Below are 18,870 nucleotides of genomic sequence, written 5' to 3' on the forward strand. Positions count from 1 at the left end.
GTATCTGTACGCATAACCAGTACTCGCTCGCCATGGCCTTTTTTCCTGTGACTGCAAATCCTCTCGACGATCCGTTCTACTACTTGAACAACTTCATGCAAGTGCTTGATTGGCTTGAGCATCGCTATGCCGATGTGTTGAGTGTCGAAGAGCAACACTTCATCCGCGAGTTCAATCGGTTGCCCCTTGAGTCCAGGGCGCTGTTGGTCAGGATGGTAATGCGCAAGGGGAATCACTTCAGGGCGAGCAAGCTGCACTACCTCGAAATCGGCGACACCGCCATTGCCGCCGGCCCATTGCTGGCGCTGGGCTGGATCGATGAGCAATTACCGTTGTCGATCGATGCGCTGTTCGAGGTGTTGCTCAAGGCAGAAATCCTCCAGTGTTTTAGCACCAGCATCGACCAGCCCAAGGGAAAAAAGACCGATTGGCTGCCGGTACTGAGCGAGCGGTTTCTCCAGGCTCAACGCTTCGGCCAGTGGTGCCCGTTGCTGGATGACCGATTGTTCAGCCTGACCATCATGGGCCTGTGCGACCGGCTGCGTTTGATGTTTTTCGGCAATCTTTACCAGGATTGGTCCGAGTTCGTGCTGGCTGACTTGGGCATCTTCACCTATGAAAAAGTCGAGTTCTGCGCCGATTCCCGAGGCCTGCGCAGCCGTGACGACGTGGATGCCTGCCTCTTCCTTCATGAGTGTCAGCAGCATTTCGAGGCCGGCGTGCCCGTGGAAGGCATTGTCGAGCAGATCAACGGACTGGCGCTGAGCAATCCCTGGCTGCAACGACGTCGCGGCAAATTGTTGTTCCAGATCGGTCAGCATTGCGAGCGCATGGCGGATTTCTCGACTGCCCTGATGATCTACCGCGAGTGTGCCTATCCCGGCGCGCGCCTGCGGTTGATTCGGGTGTTGGAGCGCTGCGGTGAATACCAGTTGGCCATGGACCTGGCCGTCGCGGTGGAGCATTCGCCGGAAAGTGCCGCCGAGCAGCAACAATTGCTGCGTGTGCTGCCCAGACTGCGGCGCAAGCTTGGCGGGCCGGTGACCAAGCGCGTATCAACACGGGAGATGCTGCGCCTGGACCTGCAACTGCCCAGAACCGACCCGGCGTTGTCCGTGGAGTATTACGTTCAGGCGCATTTGGCGGAAGATTCGGCACCGGTGCATTACGTCGAGAACAGCCTGGTCAACTCGCTGTTCGGTCTGCTGTGCTGGCCGGCGATCTTCGCACCGTTACCGGGGGCATTTTTCCACCCGTTCCAGCGTGGGCCGGTGGATCTGCTCAATGAAGACTTTCACGCGCGCCGCGCGGGGCTGTTCCAGGACTGCCTGGCTGAACTCGATGACGGGCGTTACCTGCAGACGATTCGTGAACGCTATGCCAGCAAGTGGGGCGTGCAGTCGCCCTTTGTGTTCTGGGGTGTGCTGAGCGAAGAGTTGCTGGATCAGGCACTCGATTGCCTGCCGGCCGAACACCTCAAGCACTGGTTCAATCGACTGTTGTTGGACATCAAGGCCAATCGCGCGGGGATGCCGGACCTGATCCAGTTCTGGCCGCAGGACAAAACCTACCGGATGATCGAAGTCAAAGGGCCCGGTGATCGCCTGCAAGACAATCAATTGCGCTGGCTCGAGTTCTGCCATGAACACCAGATGCCGATTGCCGTCTGTTACGTGCAATGGGCGGAGCAGAGCGTGTGAGCTACAGCATCGCGGTGCGGGCGCTGTGTGAATTCACCGCCAAGGTCGGTGACCTCGACCTGCGTTTTACGCCCTCGCCGACGGCGCTGGAAGGGATTGTCGGGCACCGTACGGTGGCGTCCCGACGTAACGAGGGCTACCAGAGTGAAGTCGCGCTTGAAGGCTTGTATCAAACGTTGAAGGTGAAGGGCCGGGCCGACGGCTACGACCCCGTGCAAAATTGCCTGGAAGAAGTCAAAACCTATCGCGGAGACTTGAGCAAGCAACCCGCCAATCATCGTCAGCTGCACTGGGCGCAGGCGAAGATTTACGGCTGGTTGATGTGTCAGAAACTGGAGCTGGCGCAGATCAATCTGGCCCTGGTGTACTTCGACATCGTCAGCGAAAAGGAAACCTGCCTGGTCGAGGCGTTCAGCGCCGTCGAGCTGGGGCTGTTCTTCGAAGACCATTGCGCCTTGTTTCTGCACTGGGCCGAACAGGAAATGGCTCATCGCGCAGGGCGTAATCGGGCCGCGCAACACCTGGCGTTTCCCCATGCCGACTTTCGCCCCGGGCAACGGCATCTGGCAGAATCGGTGTTCAAGGCCGTCAGCACCGGTCGTTGCTTGATGGCCCAGGCGCCCACGGGAATCGGCAAGACGGTCGGCACGTTGTTCCCGATGCTCAAGGCCCTGGCGCCGCAGCAACTGGACAAGGTGTTCTTCCTCACGGCGAAAACCCCGGGGCGCAAACTGGCGCTGGACGCCGCGCAGGTGATCCTTGAGAGCGCCGACGCGCCGCCCTTGCGGGTCCTCGAAATGATTGCCCGGGACAAGGCCTGCGAGCATCCGGACAAAGCCTGTCACGGTGAATCCTGCCCGCTGGCCCAGGGCTTTTATGATCGCTTGCCCTCCGCTCGCCAGGCGGCCAGCGAATTGAGCCTGTTGAACCAGCGCGCATTGCGCCAGGTTGCTCTGGAACACGACGTCTGTCCCTACTACCTGAGCCAGGAAATGGCCCGCTGGGCAGACGTGGTGGTCGCCGATTACAACTACTATTTCGATTTCAGCGCGCTGCTGTTCGGGCTGGCCCAGGCCAATAACTGGAAAGTCGCAGTGCTGGTGGACGAAGCCCACAACCTGGTAGAGCGCGGTCGGCAGATGTACAGCGCCAGCCTCGACCAATCCACCCTCAACGGCGTACGAAAAACCGCGCCTGAGGCGTTGAAAAAACCCTTGCAGCGGGTCAACCGTGAGTGGAATGCCTTGCATAATCTGCAACTCGGCGCCTATCAGGCTTATGACAAGGCTCCGGAAAAATTGCTCCAGGCGTTGTCGTCGTGCAGTGCAAGCATCGGCGACTACCTGAACGATCATCCGCAAGGCTTGGACGGGGCGTTACAGACCTTCTATTTCGACATGCTGCAATTTTGCCGCGTGGCCGAACTCTTCGATGAACAGTTCCTGTTCGACATCAGCAAGCGCGACCTCGACCGCAAGCGCAACCTGTCGCAACTGTGCCTGCGCAACGTGGTGCCCGCCGGCTTCATCCGCCCGCGCTTGACGGCTGCACGCAGTACCGTGCTGTTTTCCGCGACCCTGAGCCCTCGCCACTACTATGCCGATCTGTTGGGTACGCCAGCGAACACGGTGTGGATAGACGTCGAATCGCCGTTTCATGCCGACCAGTTGCAAGTGCACATCGTCAGTCAGATCTCTACGCGGTTCGTCCATCGCCAGTCATCTCTCGCGCCGATCGTCGAGCTGATTGCCCGGCAGTTCAGACAACGTCCCGGCAACTACCTGGCGTTTTTCAGCAGCTTCGATTATTTGCAGCAAGTGGCGCAGTTGCTGGCCCAGAGGCATCCCGACATCAATCTGTGGTCGCAGTCCCGGGGCATGGGGGAAGGGCAGCGTCAGGACTTTCTCGATCAGTTCACCGCCGACAGTCAGGGCGTTGGTTTTGCGGTGCTGGGTGGGGCTTTCGGCGAAGGCATCGACTTGCCCGGTGCACGCCTGATCGGTGCGTTCATCGCCACCCTTGGGCTGGCGCAACTCAACCCGATCAACGAGCAGTTGAAACAGCGCATGGCGGCGATTTTCGGCGCCGGTTATGACTACACCTACCTGTTTCCCGGTGTGCAGAAAGTGGTGCAGGCGGCGGGGAGGGTGATTCGTACTCAGCAGGATCAAGGGGTGGTGATGTTGATCGACGACCGGTTTGACGATAGCAAGGTCAAGCAGTTACTGCCGCGCTGGTGGTCAATTGCCCCGAGGCTTTTTCACTCAGTCGAGTAGGATTTTTACTTTAAAAACATCGACATATCTTGAAAGACACGCCTATTTGAAAAAACAGCGAATGCCCGCTTTATTCAAAGGGCGAGTCATCACATTCAAACCAATCTTTGATAAGGAAATCAAGGTATGTCAGCAGCACCGAAATACACGTACACCCCTGAGCAGGTCACCGCAGCATTCGATGAAATAAAAGCGAGGCTGTTCTGCGGCATCACGGTCGAGGCAATCCCCAAAATGCTGGTCGTTGCCGGGCTGCAAGGGTCAGGTAAAACCTATCTGCTGGAAAAGAATCTGCTGCCTTCAAAACGCTACGACAACTATGTTCGTCTGTACCTGCCCGACTACCGCAAAAAACACCCCCAATACCCAGAGATGATCAGACTCGGCGTCTTGCATGCGTATGAGCATACCGAGGCATTCGTCCGAGAACTCAGCGCGAAGATCTTTACGCAGGTCTTCACCGGCAAATACAACATCATTATGGAATGTGCGTTCGACAGTATCGAATTCGCGGCTTTTCCACCGACGGCAACAGCCCAGGGTTATCAGTTCGAGACTCACATCGTTGGCTGCACTCAAGAGTTTGCTCATGTGTCGAGTATTAAACGAGCACTCAAAAGCCTTGAAAATCAAGAAATGGAAAGGTTTCTCACGGTGTCAAAACTGAATACCAGCATGGGTTACGCACAAGCGATCATCCTGGCTTTCGAGACGGCTGCAAAGGCAGTCAGCGGTTCGCAAATCACTGTGTACGAACGTGGGTTCGGTGTGTTGAACGAGCGGACGGTGCGTGCTCAGAGCACCTACACCAAAGCTGCCGACGGCTCGGTGACTACAACGACGACCCTGAGGCCTTTTGAGTACATCGTTTACTCGCGCATTACGGATAACCACGTTTTCGCGGTGAACGGCCACTACGAAATTGTCAAAGAATGCCATCTGGCATTGCTCAAGGCCGGGACGCATGCCTCCTATGTCCCAGCCTTTGTCTACAACGACCTGTACACCTACATCGCCAAATACGTGATCCGATAACACTTTACGTCGAGAGGTGCTTTGGGGCTTTCCAAAATCCCGGCTTGTCGCATACTCCAGAAAAACAACAGTGACGTGAGGGATCAATGAGCGCGGCCGGACCAAAGCCAGCGCCATCGAGGACAGTCGTTTTCGCCTGTTGATCGATGCTGTGATTGACTACGCGATCTACATGATTGATCCCGATGGAATCATCACCAGCTGGAACGCTGGCGCCAAGCGTTTCAGGGGGTATGAGGAGGCCGAGATTCTCGGCCAACACTTCTCGCGCTTCTATACCGAAGAGGACCGCCGTGCCGGTTTACCCCATCGAGCACTGGACACGGCGATCAGGAAGGGGCGTTTTGAGGGGGAAGGCTGGCGGGTTCGCAAGGACGGCACGCATTTCTGGTGCCATGTGGTTATCGATCCGATTCTCGACCCGTCGGGCACGTTACTCGGGTTTGCCAAGATCACCCGTGATATCACCGAAGTCACACAAGCCCAGCAGGCCCTGGAACAAACCCGCGAAGCGCTGTTTCAGGCGCAGAAGATGCAGGTCATCGGGCAACTCGGTGGCGGTATTGCCACGACTTCAACAATTTGCTGACTGTCATCCTCGGCAATCTGAAAATCATCCGCAAACGCGTCGGGGGCATTCGAGAATTACCCGATTGGTGGACAACGCCACTCAAGGTGCCTTGCGTGGCGTCACCCTGACTCAGCGCATGCTGGCGTTTGCCAGGCGCCAGGCGCCAGGCGCCAGGCGCTCAAAGCCGAACCCGTCGAAATCCCGGCGCGGGTGCAAGGGATCACAGGACCGTTGCGCAGCTCCCTCGGACCTTCCGTGGTGCTCGAAACGTGTTTTTCACCAGAACCCAAACCGGTTGTCTGTGCGTGTTGGTGGTGGACGACGACAGCCTGGTTTTGACGAGTACCTGCCTGTTGCTCGAGGACCTGGGGCATCGAGTGATCAGTGCAGCGTCCGGTGCACAGGCGCTGGCAATGTTCGACAGCAAACAGGCGATTGATCTGGTTATCACGGACATGGCCATGCCGCAGATGAATGGCGCGCAACTGGCGCAGGCTATCCGGGTCATGAAGCCGAGCCTGCCGATCATTCTTGCCACCGACTGCTCAGTTCGCTCAACGCCTGGCCGGGGATTCGCGCGGCATACGACATCATCGATCATTGGCATTTCAAGCAGAGTCAATTGCTGCGCAGTGAGCCCTTGATGGGGCTTGCTTACGATGATTCGCCGCTGTTCAGTGAGATGGAATCGTCCCATAAGGGATATCGCAAGTCGTTGTTATTTTCCGTGCGTACGCCGTGGATTTTCGCCACGTTCTGGGTGCTGCTGGGCAGCTATGCGTTTTACATCCAGGTGACCAACCCCGGCGCGTGAACCGAACAACCAAGAAGGCCCGGCATATGCCAGGCCATTTGCTGTCCCGCCACCTGCATCAAGCCGCCAGATTGGCTGCACTCATTTCTTTCTTGTACTGGGCCTTCAAACTTTCCATTTGCGCGCCCAATTCTTCCAGGGTGGCTTTACCCAGCAGTTTTTTGGCCTGAGGAAACATTTCCGTTTCCTCTTCTTCGATGTGGTGCTCCAGCAGTTCCTTGACCACTTTCACGCGACCGGCGAATTCCGGGGTGGACGGGTCGGTGACTTTCAGGTCTGGTAGCACCAGCGAATCAACGGTGCGATGTTCTTCCTTGGCTTCGTAATACATGATGTCCTGCTCCTTACCCCCGGCTTTCTTGTACGCCGGGTACAAGACTTCTTCTTCGAGACGGGTGTGAATGGCAATCTCCATTTCGAGCTTGGCCAGCAACTCGCTGCGCTTTTTCACACCACGTTCGGTGGATTCGCTTAACTGGGTCAGGATGCCTTTTACACGTTCATGGTCGGCTTTCAACAGGTCAATGGCGTTCATGGTCGAATCTCTCCAACGAGTCAGGGGTGAGCGCGAACGGTCTCAAGGCCGAAAGTCGCTCATAGTCCTTGAGCATTTGTCGTGCCGATTATCCGGTGCGATAACTTGCTTATAAAACAATAGTTTGAAGTGACTAATGGCAATCTGCGGTCATGCAGCCTGCATGAGTCTGGACATTGACTCATGCAGTTCGCAGTGGAGCATTGATGTCCCAGACAATAAAAAGCCCGGCGACTATGCCGGGCTTTTCAGGTTCATGTTCTGGGTTCGAGCGGCGGGTGCAAACGATGAGCGTTTTGTGTGGACAGCGAGACAGGTGGGAAATCCTCGTTGAGCACCCGCAAGTGCTCGATCGCCTCCTGGAACGTAAAGTCGGCTTTTCTGCGCATGGCCTGATAGCGATCAAACAGCTCCACGTCCATGTCACTGCCCTCGAGTAATGCAAAAGCGCTGCGGCTCAGCGCCTGGGCCTCTTCAAACATCTGACGATTACGTTCCAGGGCGAATGCCCGGCAGGCTTTGATTTCATCGGAGGTGGAATAGTGAATCATGACCAGCACCTGATTTTCTCGAGGTCTCTTTTGATAGGCATCGACGCCACAGGGGAACCGAACCTGGCAAGTCCCGCCGTGCAAAAGCCGGGAGGGATTAAGGTTGTGACCTCCAGGATCGCAAAAGGATTTCAATTTTATGAGCGTTAAAATTCGATAGTTCCGGCCCTAAACGCACAGACATAAAATCAAACATCCTGTTTTTTTTGCCGTTCATATCGAATCAGGAGCGGTTGAGTGCTGAGCCCGTGGATGAGGATGCTTAGGGCGACCACCGACAAGGTCAGGTCGATACAGAGCGTTGACATCGACTGGCCCAACCCATGATTAAGGGCATAAAACAAGTAATACAGACTGCCGATACCGCGTATGCCGAACCAGCCAATCAGCATTCGCTGGCGACTGTTGAGCAACCCCCCCCAGGGCATGGCGACGACGCACAGCGGTCGAATCAGGCAAAACAACACGCCGGCGATCGGCAACGCGCGCCAGTCCCAGTGCGCCATCAGCACTACGCCGAGCAGTGTCACCAGAAATACTTCCATGGCCCGTTCCACCAGGCTGCCGAAGGCGAGCATGTCGCCCATCATGATGCCCGCGGCGACCTGAGTGTCTTCAAGGCTTGCGGTATCACCATGAACGGCATGCTGCGGCTCGACGTTCTGATGACCCACAACAGGCTGAACCAGATGCTCGGCGGGAAGCTCGTCATCGCCCGTGGATTTGACTTCTTCGTGGCGCAAACCCAGTCCGGCGGCGAACACCGACAGAAAGCCGTAACCGTGAATCGACTCGGCCCCGACATACGCCAGGGCGATCAAGGCGAGGGCGAGGTAATCATTAGGGGACAGGGTGCTGTCGTCATTCTTGATGCGCATTAACAAGGTCAGGCGGCCAATACCGCGCCCCATCCAGTAACCAGTGAGCAAGCCGGCCGGGACTGCCCACAACAGACTGCGCAGCACCCAATCGCTCAGCCAGCCGGGGTTGCCGTCGTGTTGCACCAGGAGCAGTCCGAGGATCACAAACGGGAAGGCTATCCCGTCATTGAGCCCGGCTTCACCCGACAGCCCGAAGCGCACGCTGTCATCATCCCGGGCATCGTTGACTTGCACCAGGGCGGCGAGTACCGGGTCGGTGGGCGCCAGAATCGAGCCGATCAACACGGAGGCGCCCCAGGACAGTTGGAAGCCGTAATGCAGCAACAGGCTGACGCCAGCAATGGTCAGTACCATGACCGGGCCGGCCAAGCCGTAGGCGATGCGCCAGGTTTTATCCTTGAGCGGCAAGCGCAACTTCAAACCGCAGACAAACAACGAAAAGAGCACCGCGACTTCCGTCAGGTGCTCCATCCAGGTGGACGCATTATCGGTGTCCAGTTTCAACAGCCCAAGCCCCGCGGGCCCGATGGCCACACCCAGCACCAGACACACCGCCGACGTGGTCACCGGCATCCAGCGCAGGTACGACGACGTCAGCGCCAGCGTCATCAGCACCGCACCCAACACCGCCACCCATACAATAAAACTCATGCTCTGTACTCGCCGGGTGCGTGCCGCGATGAAGGGCCTTTGGCAATCAACCGACGGTCGCGCGCAGGTATTCCGGTGTCAGTACGTTGAACCACAGCAGGATCATTGAAATCAGCATGGTGGCCAGCACCAGCAATCCGACGCCCCAGACGCAAGCAGCATTCAGCAGGCCTTGTTCCTTGCGCTCGTGCATAAAGGTCGGCAAGCCGACAAACAGCAGAAACGTGGAATAGATCGCCGCCGCCCCCAGCACCAGGATCGCCAGCCAGCGGCTCGGGTATAAACCAGCGAAGCCTGCAAGGAAAAACGGCGTCACGGTGTAGGCCACAAATCCGATGCATTGATTGACGGTCGGTCGCGTGTCAAAGGTGCGCGACATCCAGCGGATGAACAGCCCCATCAGCGCAACGCCAGCGACGATGGTCACGTACAGCAACACGCAAAGTTGCAATGCGCTGGCGGTGCTGAGCTTGACTGTTTCATTCGCGGCCAGGCTCCAACCAACATAGGTGGTCCCGACAAACAGGCACACGCCGGGGATCAAGGCGAGCAGCAGTAAATGAGCGAGGTAGTGGCGTGGATGCGCTTCCTCTTCCTTGCGGATATCCGTCCACGCGAAGTTCGGTTGGGTAAACAGCTTGATGATAGGTGCGGACATGATGACCTCCTGATCTGGAGCGGCCCATAGCAGGTGGCCCTAAACGTATTGAGGAGCGAGTTCTGACAGGGTTCACTTTTTTATCCCTGAACCGAGCGTGGTCCGATAAAGGGAATGTTTGGAGACGACGAAGGTCAACCGAGCAGCTCTCCTTTCTGGATGATTTGCCATGAGCATCAGCCAATCCGTGGTCGAGTACTTGCGTCAAAACAACTTGCTGCTGACCACCGCCGAGTCTTGTACGGCGGGGGCATTCCGGCCGGCACCATTTGTTTCGTCTGGGCCTGTCAGACCGGGCAGGGGTGCATCCGATGAACGATGAATCCGGCCATACCGATTACCACAGCCGCGACTATCCGGTGCGCGAAGACATGACGCATCAGGTCAAGGTCTGGCGATTCGAACGTTGGGGCTGGTACACCCTGGTGCTGTTGGTGTTGCTGGCGCTGCTCGGGCTGTTTTCACGCGGGCCGCTGAGCACCCGGGATGTTCACGGTGACGACGGCAAGGTCCGGGTGCAATACGAGATGTTCCACCGCCACGGATCGTCCAACCCGATGCAGATCAGCGTGAGCGGTGCGCCCAATGCCACCGTTGAGCTGGAACTGACCGGGGCACTGCTGGACGGTTTCAACATCGAAACCCTGCAACCGCAACCCCTGCGCGCCATCAGTGGCGGGCAGGGCATGACGCTATGGGTGCAGACCGACGCTCAGGGCCAGGCAACCCTTTATCTGACGTTGCGCGGCGATGGGCTGGGACTGTTTCGCAGCCGCATTGCATCGCCCGGCGCCATGCCCGTGAACCTCGATCAATTCATTTTCCCTTAGGTGACCTATGGACTCGGTATTGCGCGCGGCCGCGATGTATCTGGCGCTGATGGTGCTGTTCAAGATTGCTGGCCGGCGTTCTTTGGCCGAGTTGACGACATTCGATTTTTTGCTGTTGATGATCATCGGTGAGGCGACGCAACAGGCGTTGCTGGGCGATGACTTTTCCCTGACCAATTCGATGTTGGTGATCGTCACGCTGATTGTCATCGACGTCGGCCTGTCGCTGCTCAAACAGCGTTCGCAATGGATATCACAGCTGATCGATGGTGGGCCGACGATCATCGTCGAGAATGGCAAATTTCTACACAAACGCCTGCACCACGCGCGATTGATCGAGGCCGACATCATGGAAGCCGCACGCTCCAGTCAGGGCATCGAGACTCTTGATCAAATCAAGTTTGCGATCCTGGAGCGCAACGGCAAGATATCGGTGATTGCTCAAGAGCGGTCGTGAAGTTGGCAATCGCGCCCTTGGTGGTGGCGTAAGGCAGGAGGGTAGGTTTGGGCATGTCCGAATTGACCGAGCGGGTGTTGATGATCGAACTTGATTGTTCCCACGCGGGAGTGGGAACAATCAATCAAAAGGTTAGGCCTTTCGATTGAGCAAACTGCGCTCCATCCGCGCGATGCCTTCTTCCAGCAACGACCGTGGGCAGCCGAAATTCAGGCGAACGAACTGTTTGCTGTCGTCGCCGAATTCCAGGCCCGCGCTCAACCCGACTTTGGCGTGTTCAAGGAAGAACTGCTGTGGGTTGTCCAGCTCCAGCGCCGAGCAATCGAGCCACGCCAGATAGGTACTTTGGGGCACGTTCATAGTGACACCCGGCAATCGGGTGCGAACGGCGTCGACCAGGTAATCGCGGTTGCTTTGCAGGTAGGCCATCAGCTCGACCAGCCATGGCCCGGCTTCGCGGTAGGCGACGCGGGTGGCTTCCAGGCCCAGCGGGTTGACGCTGTCGACCAGTCCGCAGCGCGCGTGGTTGACCCGCTCGCGGATGGCCCTGTCCTGAATGATCATGAACGACGTTTTCAGCCCGGCGATGTTGTACGCTTTGCTCGCCGACATCAGCGTGATGGTGCGCTTGGCGATTTCCGGGCTCAACGTTGCGATCGGCACATGCCTGCGTCCGTCGAAGCACAGTTCGGCGTGAATCTCGTCGGAGATAATCCAGGCGTCCTGTTCCAGGCAGATGTCAGCCACCGCTTGCAGTTCTTCCCTCGGGAAGACCTTGCCCAGCGGGTTGTGTGGGTTGCTCAGCAGCAGGGCGCCGCCACCTTCCAGGGACTGGTGCAAGGCGTCGAGCAGCGAGGCATACGTACCGTCCGCCAGCGCGTCGAAATTCAGTTCGACCTTGTTCAGCCCCCAATGGCCCGGCGCATGGCGCAGCGGCGGGTAGTTGGGCGCCTGGACCACGACGTTCTGCTGCGGCTGGACCAGCGCATGCAGGGCCATATTGAAACCCGACTCCACGCCTGGCAGAAAAATCAGCGCCTGAGGCTCGACGCGCCAGGCGTACTTGTTCCAGAGGTCGGCGACGATGGCATCGCGCAAGTCATCCTGGGCCACGCTGTAGCCGAGCATCGGGTGCTCCAGACGTTTTTGCAGGGCCTGGATGATCACCGGCGGTGCGGAGAAGTCCATGTCGGCCACCCACATCGGCAACACGTCAGCCGGGTAACGGCTCCATTTGGTACTGCCGGTGTTGTGGCGGTCGAACACCTGGTCAAAATCGAAAGTCATGCTCAGTCTCATAAAAGGCGTGGTTGAACGTGGGGCAATGATAAGCGCCAGTTTGATCCGTGGCGACAGAATGAGCCGCAGCGCCGCCGACGGTCGGTTTTCACACAATACGCTGATGCAGTGTCTACAGCTTTAAGTGTCGGCAGCCAGACTGCCGCCACCGTGATTGTCCAGAAGAACCCGATAAAAGCACCGGGTTTCCACCTGACAGAAGTGCACGATGGACCTCAACCGTCGTCAGTTCTTCAAGGTCGCCGGTATCGGCCTTGCGGGCTCGAGCCTCGGCGTGCTGGGCATGGGCCCCGGCGCCAGCCTTCGCCGAGCAGGTGCGCCCCTCAAGGAAGGCAATAGCGCCCGGTGGCGCGGCCGGGCTTCAAACCCGGGATGAGCAGAAAGGGATGCTCGGCCAGCAGCTCATCAGCAAACAGCTGCTGATTGGGCGAGAGTTGAGACGGGATGAGCCAATTCGGGTTCGGCGCATCTTCGGGCTGAACAATCTTGATGAAATTCGAATCCAGCACTTCGAAGCACGTCAACACGTGAGGCACCCTATCGAGCGTATCGAAGCCTGCGTGGGCCGCGACTTCCAAAATGGCAGTGGACGGGAGGGTTCCATCGACCACTGGATTGCTGCGCACCAATGCCACTGTCCCACGTGTCCTTGAAGACCTCGTGGTCAAGGCGCCAAGCGTGCCGCTTCCCATCCCAGGGCAAAGGATTCATTGATAAACCCCGTGTCCAATCCGGGTCAAATAGTCCTCGACTACCTGGAAGCCAAGCGAGTTGTCGATCAGCTCCAGCGGGATATTTCCGTCCAGGTATTTGCAGGGTTTCTTCAACCAGTCCTCAGCCAACAGCTGATTGCCAAACACGTTGATGGCGTGCTCCAGGGCCTGCGCATACTGGAAGGCGACTGTACTTTGTTGTTGGTTTAGCCGCACTGGTTTGGTCTCCTTCGCTAAGCGCTGGACGGTCCTGAGGGACTTCCCTGTAATGCGCTGAACAAGGCCGTGCGCCATGTAAAGATCGGATATAGAAAGCGTGTCCCTGACGTCGCTCTGGTCAAAGCCTTCCTGTGTGTATCGGATGATCAACAGGCGCGTATCACCTTTGCGGCCATGTAACAGCACCTCAGTCGGCTTTCGGGTAACACTCTTTGTCTCCGTCGCTACGACTGCTTTCCCTGTGGATTTGACGGCAGGCTTGTCTGCTTGATGGCACTGGATCAACTCGACCCGTCTGAGTAGCCACTGCCTCTGTGGCGAGGGGGCTTGTCGGAACGCCGCACCGCCCCTTTCGACCCTGTAGCAGCTGTCGAGCTTGCGTTCGGTTGCGCAGCCGGACGCGGGCTTCGCCAGCTGCTACAAGGTATGCGTTACTACTGAAATGGCATTACCACAACGCCCAAGTTTTTCGCGCTCGGCATCAGCACGCAATAGAAGTTATGGCGCGGGGCTGCCTGTCATTGCATCACATAACGCCCCGGTGCCGACTCTATCGCCGGGTATTGCGTGTTACCGGTGTGCAGCACGGAAGGCTGGCGTTCGCCGGACTGTTCAGCCAGCCAGACGAACCAGTCATTCCACCAGCTACCGGCATGTTGCTCGGCATTCTTGAACCAGGTTTCAGGGTTTTTAGTGACCCGATTGTTGGTCCAATAGTGGCGCTTTTCCTTGGCCGGTGGGTTGATCACTCCGGCGATATGCCCCGAAGCGCCCAGCACAAAACGCTTGGTCCCGGAGAGCAACTCGGTGCTGGCGTAAGCGCTTCTCCACGGCACGATGTGATCGTCATGGGTGGCGAGGATGTACGCCGGAGCATCGATGGCGCGCAGGTCCAGCTTGACCCCGCAACAGTCCAGCTCACCGGATTTCAAGTCGTTCTGCAGATAGGTGTGACGCAGATACCAGCAGTACATCGGGCCTGGAAGGTTAGTGCTGTCGTTGTTCCAGAACAGCAGGTCAAGGGGGATCGGTTTCTGGCCCTTGAGGTATTTGTCGACGTTGTAGTTCCACCACAAGTCGTTGGGGCGCAGCAGCGAGAAGGTGTTGCCCATGTCCTCGCCCTTGAACAGGCCGATGGGACCATCCAGGCCGCCGATGGTGCGCTCGCGGTAGGCCACCAATTGTTCGTCGACGAAGATGTCGATGGGGCCGGTATCGAGGTAGTCGAGGAAGGTGGTTAATAGGCTCACGCTGCCGATCTCGCGGTCGCCGCGCGCCGCCAGGACGGCCAGCGCCGAGCTCAACAAGGTGCCGCCGATGCAGAAACCGACGCAATTGGGCCGCTGCTCGCCGCTAATCTCGCGGGTCACTTGCAGGCCTTTGAGGATGCCGGTTTCGATCAGGTCATCCCAGGTGGTGCCAGCGTGTTCCTGGTCGAAGTTGCGCCACGACATCAGAAACACCGGGTGTCCTTGTTTCAACAGATGGCCCACCATCGAGTTGTCCGGGCGCAAGTCGAGAATGTAGTACTTGTTGATTGACGGCGGCACGACAAACACCGGGCGCCGATACTGGGTTTCGGTTTGCGGGTAATACTGAATCAGCTGGAAGAGTTCGTTCTCGAAGACCACTTCGCCGGGGGTGTTGGCGAGGTCGACGCCCACTTTGAAAGCGCCGGCGTCGCACTGGCGCATCTTGCCTTCTTGCAGGTCGCTGGCCAAGTGCAACAGGCCAGTGAGGAGGCTGCTTCCCTGAGTATCGACGACCCGTTGCAGCGCATCGGGATTACTGGCCAGAAAGTTACTCGGCGCCCCGGCAGCAATGGCTTGTTCCACCAGATACAGCAGACGCTGGCGCGGTTTTTTGTCCGGGATCGCTAACTTTTCCAGCAGCTTGAGCAGAAACCCGGCGTTGAGCAGGTAAAAGGCGGCGAGGGAGCCGAACAGTGGCTGGCTCCAGTTGCCGCTGGCGAAACGTCGATCGTCGAAGGTGAAGGGCTGACCGGTCAGCAGACGTTGGCCGAGTTCGCCCCATTGCTGCTGGTAATCCGATTGAAGGCTGTCCAGGGTACCGCGCGGCAGGTCAAACCACTCGTTGTATTCTTGTCCGGTAAACCACGGATTGGTGCTGACCCAGAGACGTAATTGTTGCACTGCATAGGAGGCAATGAACGGTACCTGGCCTGACCAGAAAGTGTTGAAGGTATGCGCGTTGTTGTCCATGGAACTCCTTGCCCACTTACGTAAACCGAGCGAAAAAAAGCCGCGGCGCCGGACTTCGGCGCCGCGTCAGCCACTTAAACGAACACTCCTGTGTTCTAGCGCTCGATCACCAGGCTGACGCCCTGGCCGCCACCGATGCACAACGTGGCCAGGCCTTTTTTGCCGTCGCGACGAATCAGCTCGTGCAACAGCGACACCAGAATCCGCGCGCCCGATGCGCCGATCGGATGACCGAGGGCAATCGCGCCGCCGTTGACGTTGACCTTGCTGGTGTCCCAACCCAGTTCTTTACCGACCGCCAGTGATTGCGCAGCGAACGCTTCATTGGCTTCAATCAGGTCGAGGTCGTCCAGGGTCCAGCCGGCTTTCGCCAGTACCAGGCGGGTGGCCGGTACCGGGCCGATACCCATGATCGAGGGGTCCACACCGGCACTGGCGTAGGCCGTGATGCGTGCCAGCACCGGCAAGCCGAGGGCCTTGGCCTTGGCGGCGCTGGCCAGCAACAGCACGGCGGCACCATCGTTGAGGGTCGACGAGTTGCCGGCCGTCACGCTGCCGTCTTTCTGGAACGCGGGTTTGAGGTTGCTTAATGCTTGCAGCGTGCTGTTCGGGCGCGGCTGTTCATCGGTGTCGAAGGCCAGCGGCTCACCCTTGCGCTGAGGGATCAGGATCGGGGTGATTTCACGCTTGAAGTAACCCGCTTCGATGGCCGCAGCGGCTTTCTGTTGCGAGGCGGCGGCGAAAGCGTCCTGCTCTTCGCGACTGAGGTCGTACTTCTGCGCCAGGTTCTCTGCGGTAATGCCCATGTGGTAGTCGTTGAAGGCATCCCACAAACCGTCCTGAATCACGCTGTCTTGCAATTGCGCATGACCCAGACGCAAACCGGTGCGTGCCTTGGGCAGAACATAGGGCGCCAGGCTCATGTTTTCCTGACCGCCGGCAATCACCAGTTCGGCGTCGCCACAACGGATGGCCTGGACCGCAAGCTGGACCGCCTTGAGTCCCGAACCACAGACCTTGTTCAGGGTCAGGGCAGGGGTGGTATGGGGCAGGCCGGCCTTGATGGCCGCCTGGCGTGCGGGGTTTTGCCCCGAGCCTGCGGTGAGTACCTGACCGAGGATCACTTCATCGATCTGCGAGCCGTCCAGACCTGTCTCTTCCAGCAGGCGGCGAATGACCGCCGCGCCCAGTTCGGTGGCTGGAATCGCGGACAAGGCGCCTTGAAAACTGCCAACGGCGGTACGTGTAGCGGCAACGATTACGACTTCGTTCATGCGTGACCTCATAAAAAAGACAACATTCGTCTAGCGCGAGCAGGGCGCCCTTGCCCTGGCCGGTCTACTGCATGTTCATGCCGCCGTTGACCGAGAAGTCCGCGCCGGTGCTGTAGCCCGATTCATCGGAAGCCAGCCAGGCCACGATGGAGGCGATTTCTTCGGGTTGGCCAAGGCGCCCGACCGGTGTGGCTGCGATCATGGCGTCGAGAATGTCTGGACGGATGGCCGCGGTCATACTGGTCTGGATGTAGCCTGGGGAGACGGTGTTGGCGGTCACGCCCTTGCCGGACACTTCCCGGGCCAGAGCCATGGTGAAGCCATGGATGCCGGCCTTGGCCGCGCTGTAGTTGGTCTGGCCGAACTGGCCGCGCTGACCGTTGATCGACGAGATGTTGATAACCCGTCCCCAACCTTTGGCCAACATCCCTTCAATCACCTGTTTAGTGGTGTTGAACAGGCCAGTCAGGTTGGTGCCGATGACTGCATTCCAGTCTTCCGGAGTCAGTTTGCGAAAGGACGCATCGCGAGTGATGCCGGCGTTGTTGACCAATACATCGATGGGGCCGAATTGCTCACGTGCCATCTCGAACGCTTTGCGCGTTGATTCCCAATCGGTGATGTCGCCATAGATGCATTCGAATTGATAACCCGCCTCCAGTTGGCTCGCCATCCATTCGTTCTTGCGGGCGGAGTCAGAGCTGCAGCCCACGATGACCTTGAATCCTTCCTTGTACAGGCGTTGGCTTATCGCAGTGCCAATCCCACCCATACCACCCGTGACCAACGCAATTCGACTAAGCGACTTCATACACTCTCTTCCTTTTTGTGTTTTGCGCTGCAAGATGGGTGGATTGTTCGGTATTGGCGGGGTGTGCGGAAGTGTTGAGAGGTGACTGTGTGGTGTCCAACGGTGCCATGCATGGAATGAAACTGAACTGTTCACTGCTGTTGGCATCGCCAAGCGGCTGCTACAGGGCGACGAATGGCGTGAAATAGTGGCTAAAAATCAGGACTACCTATACTGGGATCAATATTGGCCACTAAACACCCCGTTAGCATTTCGATTCAACGCAGATCAGTTATGGCTCCGGACAGGATGTTCGGTTCCACAGGTCATTGAGGACGCCATGTATAGAATGAGTTCAGGCTATGCCAGCGTGCTGGTAAATACGCTCTCGGCTCAAGGACTGGATGTTGCCAGTCTGTGTCGGGAAGCTGGACTAGACATTAATCTCGCGAACACACCAGGAGCGTTTTGCGAGCGAAGGAATATCTATCGATTATGGGAGCTGGCCGCTCAGGCCTCGGGCGATCCGGACATCGGCTTGAAGGCCTATGGAAGTTTCCACCCCGGCAGCTTTCAGATCGTCGGCTACACCATGATGTCCAGCCTGAATCTGAAAAAAGCCCTTGAGCGCCTGGTCCGTTTCAGTCCGTTGATTGGCACCGGTTTCAGCCTTTTCTTTACATCGGAACAGCAGAATTACCGGCTGTCCGGGCTCGATCATCAACAAAAAGGTTCGGTCAAACCTCGCCAATACACCGATGCAGCGCTGGCTTCATTGCTGGGTTTCTGCCGTAAGCTGGCGGGCGGCAATTCACCGCACCCCTTGAGCGTGGGTTTCACTTATCCCGAACCTGAAGACACCTCCGAGCATCGACGGCTGTTTGGCTGCGACCTGCATTTCGACGCGCCTTACGACAGCATTTTGTTTGACGAGCAGGAGCTGCTACGTCCGTTGAGCATGGCCAACGAAGCGTTGGCGGTGCTGCACGACAGTTTTGCCGAGGCTCAACTGGATCTGCTGTTTGGTTTCTGCATTGTCGGCACGGTTCGCGCGTTGATTACCGAGCGCTTGAGTCAGGACCAGGGGCAGTGCGATATGGAGTCGATCGCGACAGCATTGAACATGAGCAAGCGGACGCTGCAACGCGCGCTGGAAAAGGAAGGGACGCAATTCAAGGACGTGCAGAACGATGTGCGCCGGCAATTGGCCGATTTCTACCTGCGCCATTCTCACTTCAACATGAAGCATGTCGCGTATCTCCTTGGTTTTCATGATCACAGCAGTTTCAATAAAGCCTGTAGCCGCTGGTTTGGCATGACACCCGGTCGGTACAGGGCCGATGAACCGTTTGAAATCGAGGAGGCCGCGCCGGTGTGACGCAGTTCTCCTCAAC

The 18,870-nt window shown here is 57.9% G+C and carries 15 protein-coding genes and 5 pseudogenes; 9 read left to right on the forward strand and 11 right to left on the reverse strand.

The window, feature by feature from the left end; genetic code table 11:
* Window positions 1–32: 32 nt before the first annotated feature.
* From ACYZT3_RS14625 to ACYZT3_RS14645, 5 genes and pseudogenes are all read left to right on the forward strand, one after another.
* On the forward strand, window positions 33–1,700 hold the full coding sequence (locus ACYZT3_RS14625) for a VRR-NUC domain-containing protein (RefSeq protein ID WP_282378018.1): 1,668 nt from the start codon (window positions 33–35) through the stop codon (window positions 1,698–1,700).
* Window positions 1,697–3,976 carry an ATP-dependent DNA helicase gene (locus ACYZT3_RS14630; RefSeq protein ID WP_462030164.1) on the forward strand — a complete coding sequence of 760 codons (2,280 nt, stop codon included), beginning with the start codon at window positions 1,697–1,699 and terminating at the stop codon, window positions 3,974–3,976. The genes ACYZT3_RS14625 and ACYZT3_RS14630 overlap by 4 nt, the downstream gene beginning before the upstream one ends.
* 126 nt (window positions 3,977–4,102) lie before the next feature.
* Window positions 4,103–5,011: a zeta toxin family protein gene (locus ACYZT3_RS14635; protein ID WP_282378024.1), complete on the forward strand. Its 909-nt coding sequence runs from the start codon at window positions 4,103–4,105 to the stop codon at window positions 5,009–5,011.
* A gap of 82 nt (window positions 5,012–5,093) precedes the next feature.
* Window positions 5,094–6,136, forward strand: a pseudogene (locus ACYZT3_RS14640) (PAS domain S-box protein); the annotation flags it as partial.
* A pseudogene (locus ACYZT3_RS14645) lies at window positions 6,124–6,396 on the forward strand (hypothetical protein); the annotation flags it as partial. The pseudogenes ACYZT3_RS14640 and ACYZT3_RS14645, both read left to right, overlap by 13 nt.
* A 58-nt stretch (window positions 6,397–6,454) precedes the next feature.
* Here ACYZT3_RS14645 and ACYZT3_RS14650 read toward each other — a convergent pair.
* The 4 genes from ACYZT3_RS14650 to ACYZT3_RS14665 form a co-directional block, all read right to left on the reverse strand.
* On the reverse strand, window positions 6,455–6,931 hold the full coding sequence (locus ACYZT3_RS14650; protein ID WP_282378026.1) for a hemerythrin domain-containing protein: 477 nt from the start codon (window positions 6,929–6,931) through the stop codon (window positions 6,455–6,457).
* A gap of 254 nt (window positions 6,932–7,185) precedes the next feature.
* On the reverse strand, window positions 7,186–7,482 hold the full coding sequence (locus tag ACYZT3_RS14655) for a hypothetical protein (RefSeq protein WP_282378182.1): 297 nt from the start codon (window positions 7,480–7,482) through the stop codon (window positions 7,186–7,188).
* Between the two features lie 188 nt (window positions 7,483–7,670).
* A complete protein-coding gene (locus ACYZT3_RS14660) occupies window positions 7,671–9,014 on the reverse strand; it encodes a cation:proton antiporter (protein WP_282378027.1) in 1,344 nt (447 codons plus the stop codon).
* 46 nt (window positions 9,015–9,060) lie between these two features.
* The gene (locus tag ACYZT3_RS14665; protein ID WP_462030165.1) at window positions 9,061–9,672 is read right to left on the reverse strand and encodes a Yip1 family protein; all 612 of its coding nucleotides are present in this window, start codon (window positions 9,670–9,672) and stop codon (window positions 9,061–9,063) included.
* Window positions 9,673–9,983: 311 nt separating this feature from the next.
* Here ACYZT3_RS14665 and ACYZT3_RS14670 point away from each other — a divergent pair, with 311 nt between their 5' ends.
* The gene (locus ACYZT3_RS14670) at window positions 9,984–10,502 is read left to right on the forward strand and encodes a hypothetical protein (protein WP_282378033.1); all 519 of its coding nucleotides are present in this window, start codon (window positions 9,984–9,986) and stop codon (window positions 10,500–10,502) included.
* 7 nt (window positions 10,503–10,509) lie between these two features.
* On the forward strand, window positions 10,510–10,959 hold the full coding sequence (locus ACYZT3_RS14675) for a DUF421 domain-containing protein (RefSeq protein ID WP_282378035.1): 450 nt from the start codon (window positions 10,510–10,512) through the stop codon (window positions 10,957–10,959).
* Here ACYZT3_RS14675 and ACYZT3_RS14680 read toward each other — a convergent pair.
* Both ACYZT3_RS14680 and ACYZT3_RS14685 read right to left on the reverse strand, forming a co-directional pair.
* Window positions 10,940–11,050, reverse strand: a pseudogene (locus tag ACYZT3_RS14680) (SDR family NAD(P)-dependent oxidoreductase); the annotation flags it as partial. The gene ACYZT3_RS14675 and the pseudogene ACYZT3_RS14680 sit on opposite strands and share 20 nt — an antisense overlap.
* A 41-nt stretch (window positions 11,051–11,091) precedes the next feature.
* A complete protein-coding gene (locus ACYZT3_RS14685; RefSeq protein WP_462030166.1) occupies window positions 11,092–12,246 on the reverse strand; it encodes a MalY/PatB family protein in 1,155 nt (384 codons plus the stop codon).
* A 220-nt stretch (window positions 12,247–12,466) separates the two neighbouring features.
* Here ACYZT3_RS14685 and ACYZT3_RS14690 point away from each other — a divergent pair.
* Window positions 12,467–12,578 (forward strand): annotated as a pseudogene (locus tag ACYZT3_RS14690) (hypothetical protein); the annotation flags it as partial.
* Between the two features lie 48 nt (window positions 12,579–12,626).
* On the opposite strand, the pseudogene ACYZT3_RS14695 reads toward ACYZT3_RS14690, so the two are convergent.
* The 5 genes and pseudogenes from ACYZT3_RS14695 to phbB all read right to left on the reverse strand — a co-directional run.
* Window positions 12,627–12,969, reverse strand: a pseudogene (locus ACYZT3_RS14695) (RES family NAD+ phosphorylase); the annotation flags it as partial.
* A complete protein-coding gene (locus tag ACYZT3_RS14700; RefSeq protein WP_462032372.1) occupies window positions 12,966–13,376 on the reverse strand; it encodes an antitoxin Xre/MbcA/ParS toxin-binding domain-containing protein in 411 nt (136 codons plus the stop codon). The pseudogene ACYZT3_RS14695 and the gene ACYZT3_RS14700, both read right to left, overlap by 4 nt.
* A gap of 332 nt (window positions 13,377–13,708) precedes the next feature.
* Window positions 13,709–15,412 carry a class I poly(R)-hydroxyalkanoic acid synthase gene (phaC, locus tag ACYZT3_RS14705; RefSeq protein WP_282378039.1) on the reverse strand — a complete coding sequence of 568 codons (1,704 nt, stop codon included), beginning with the start codon at window positions 15,410–15,412 and terminating at the stop codon, window positions 13,709–13,711.
* Between the two features lie 95 nt (window positions 15,413–15,507).
* Window positions 15,508–16,686 carry an acetyl-CoA C-acetyltransferase gene (locus ACYZT3_RS14710; protein WP_282378041.1) on the reverse strand — a complete coding sequence of 393 codons (1,179 nt, stop codon included), beginning with the start codon at window positions 16,684–16,686 and terminating at the stop codon, window positions 15,508–15,510.
* A 64-nt stretch (window positions 16,687–16,750) separates the two neighbouring features.
* Window positions 16,751–17,497 (reverse strand): acetoacetyl-CoA reductase, encoded by a 747-nt coding sequence (gene phbB / locus ACYZT3_RS14715; protein WP_282378043.1) that lies wholly within the window; start codon window positions 17,495–17,497, stop codon window positions 16,751–16,753.
* 319 nt (window positions 17,498–17,816) lie between these two features.
* Here phbB and ACYZT3_RS14720 point away from each other — a divergent pair, with 319 nt between their 5' ends.
* On the forward strand, window positions 17,817–18,854 hold the full coding sequence (locus ACYZT3_RS14720) for an AraC family transcriptional regulator (protein WP_348775352.1): 1,038 nt from the start codon (window positions 17,817–17,819) through the stop codon (window positions 18,852–18,854).
* The last annotated feature ends 16 nt before the right edge of the window (window positions 18,855–18,870 follow it).

The sequence above is a fragment of the Pseudomonas sp. MDT1-16 genome (assembly GCF_054898115.1).

Coding starts and splice junctions, on each gene's coding strand:
- ACYZT3_RS14670 (WP_282378033.1), top strand. CDS start 9,984: ATGAACGATGAATCCGGCCATACCGATTACCACAGCCGCGACTATCCG.
- ACYZT3_RS14665 (WP_462030165.1), bottom strand. CDS start 9,672: ATGTCCGCACCTATCATCAAGCTGTTTACCCAACCGAACTTCGCGTGG.
- ACYZT3_RS14655 (WP_282378182.1), bottom strand. CDS start 7,482: ATGATTCACTATTCCACCTCCGATGAAATCAAAGCCTGCCGGGCATTC.
- ACYZT3_RS14635 (WP_282378024.1), top strand. CDS start 4,103: ATGTCAGCAGCACCGAAATACACGTACACCCCTGAGCAGGTCACCGCA.
- ACYZT3_RS14710 (WP_282378041.1), bottom strand. CDS start 16,686: ATGAACGAAGTCGTAATCGTTGCCGCTACACGTACCGCCGTTGGCAGT.
- ACYZT3_RS14650 (WP_282378026.1), bottom strand. CDS start 6,931: ATGAACGCCATTGACCTGTTGAAAGCCGACCATGAACGTGTAAAAGGC.
- ACYZT3_RS14685 (WP_462030166.1), bottom strand. CDS start 12,246: ATGACTTTCGATTTTGACCAGGTGTTCGACCGCCACAACACCGGCAGT.
- ACYZT3_RS14675 (WP_282378035.1), top strand. CDS start 10,510: ATGGACTCGGTATTGCGCGCGGCCGCGATGTATCTGGCGCTGATGGTG.
- ACYZT3_RS14625 (WP_282378018.1), top strand. CDS start 33: ATGGCCTTTTTTCCTGTGACTGCAAATCCTCTCGACGATCCGTTCTAC.
- ACYZT3_RS14720 (WP_348775352.1), top strand. CDS start 17,817: ATGTATAGAATGAGTTCAGGCTATGCCAGCGTGCTGGTAAATACGCTC.
- phaC (WP_282378039.1), bottom strand. CDS start 15,412: ATGGACAACAACGCGCATACCTTCAACACTTTCTGGTCAGGCCAGGTA.
- phbB (WP_282378043.1), bottom strand. CDS start 17,497: ATGAAGTCGCTTAGTCGAATTGCGTTGGTCACGGGTGGTATGGGTGGG.
- ACYZT3_RS14660 (WP_282378027.1), bottom strand. CDS start 9,014: ATGAGTTTTATTGTATGGGTGGCGGTGTTGGGTGCGGTGCTGATGACG.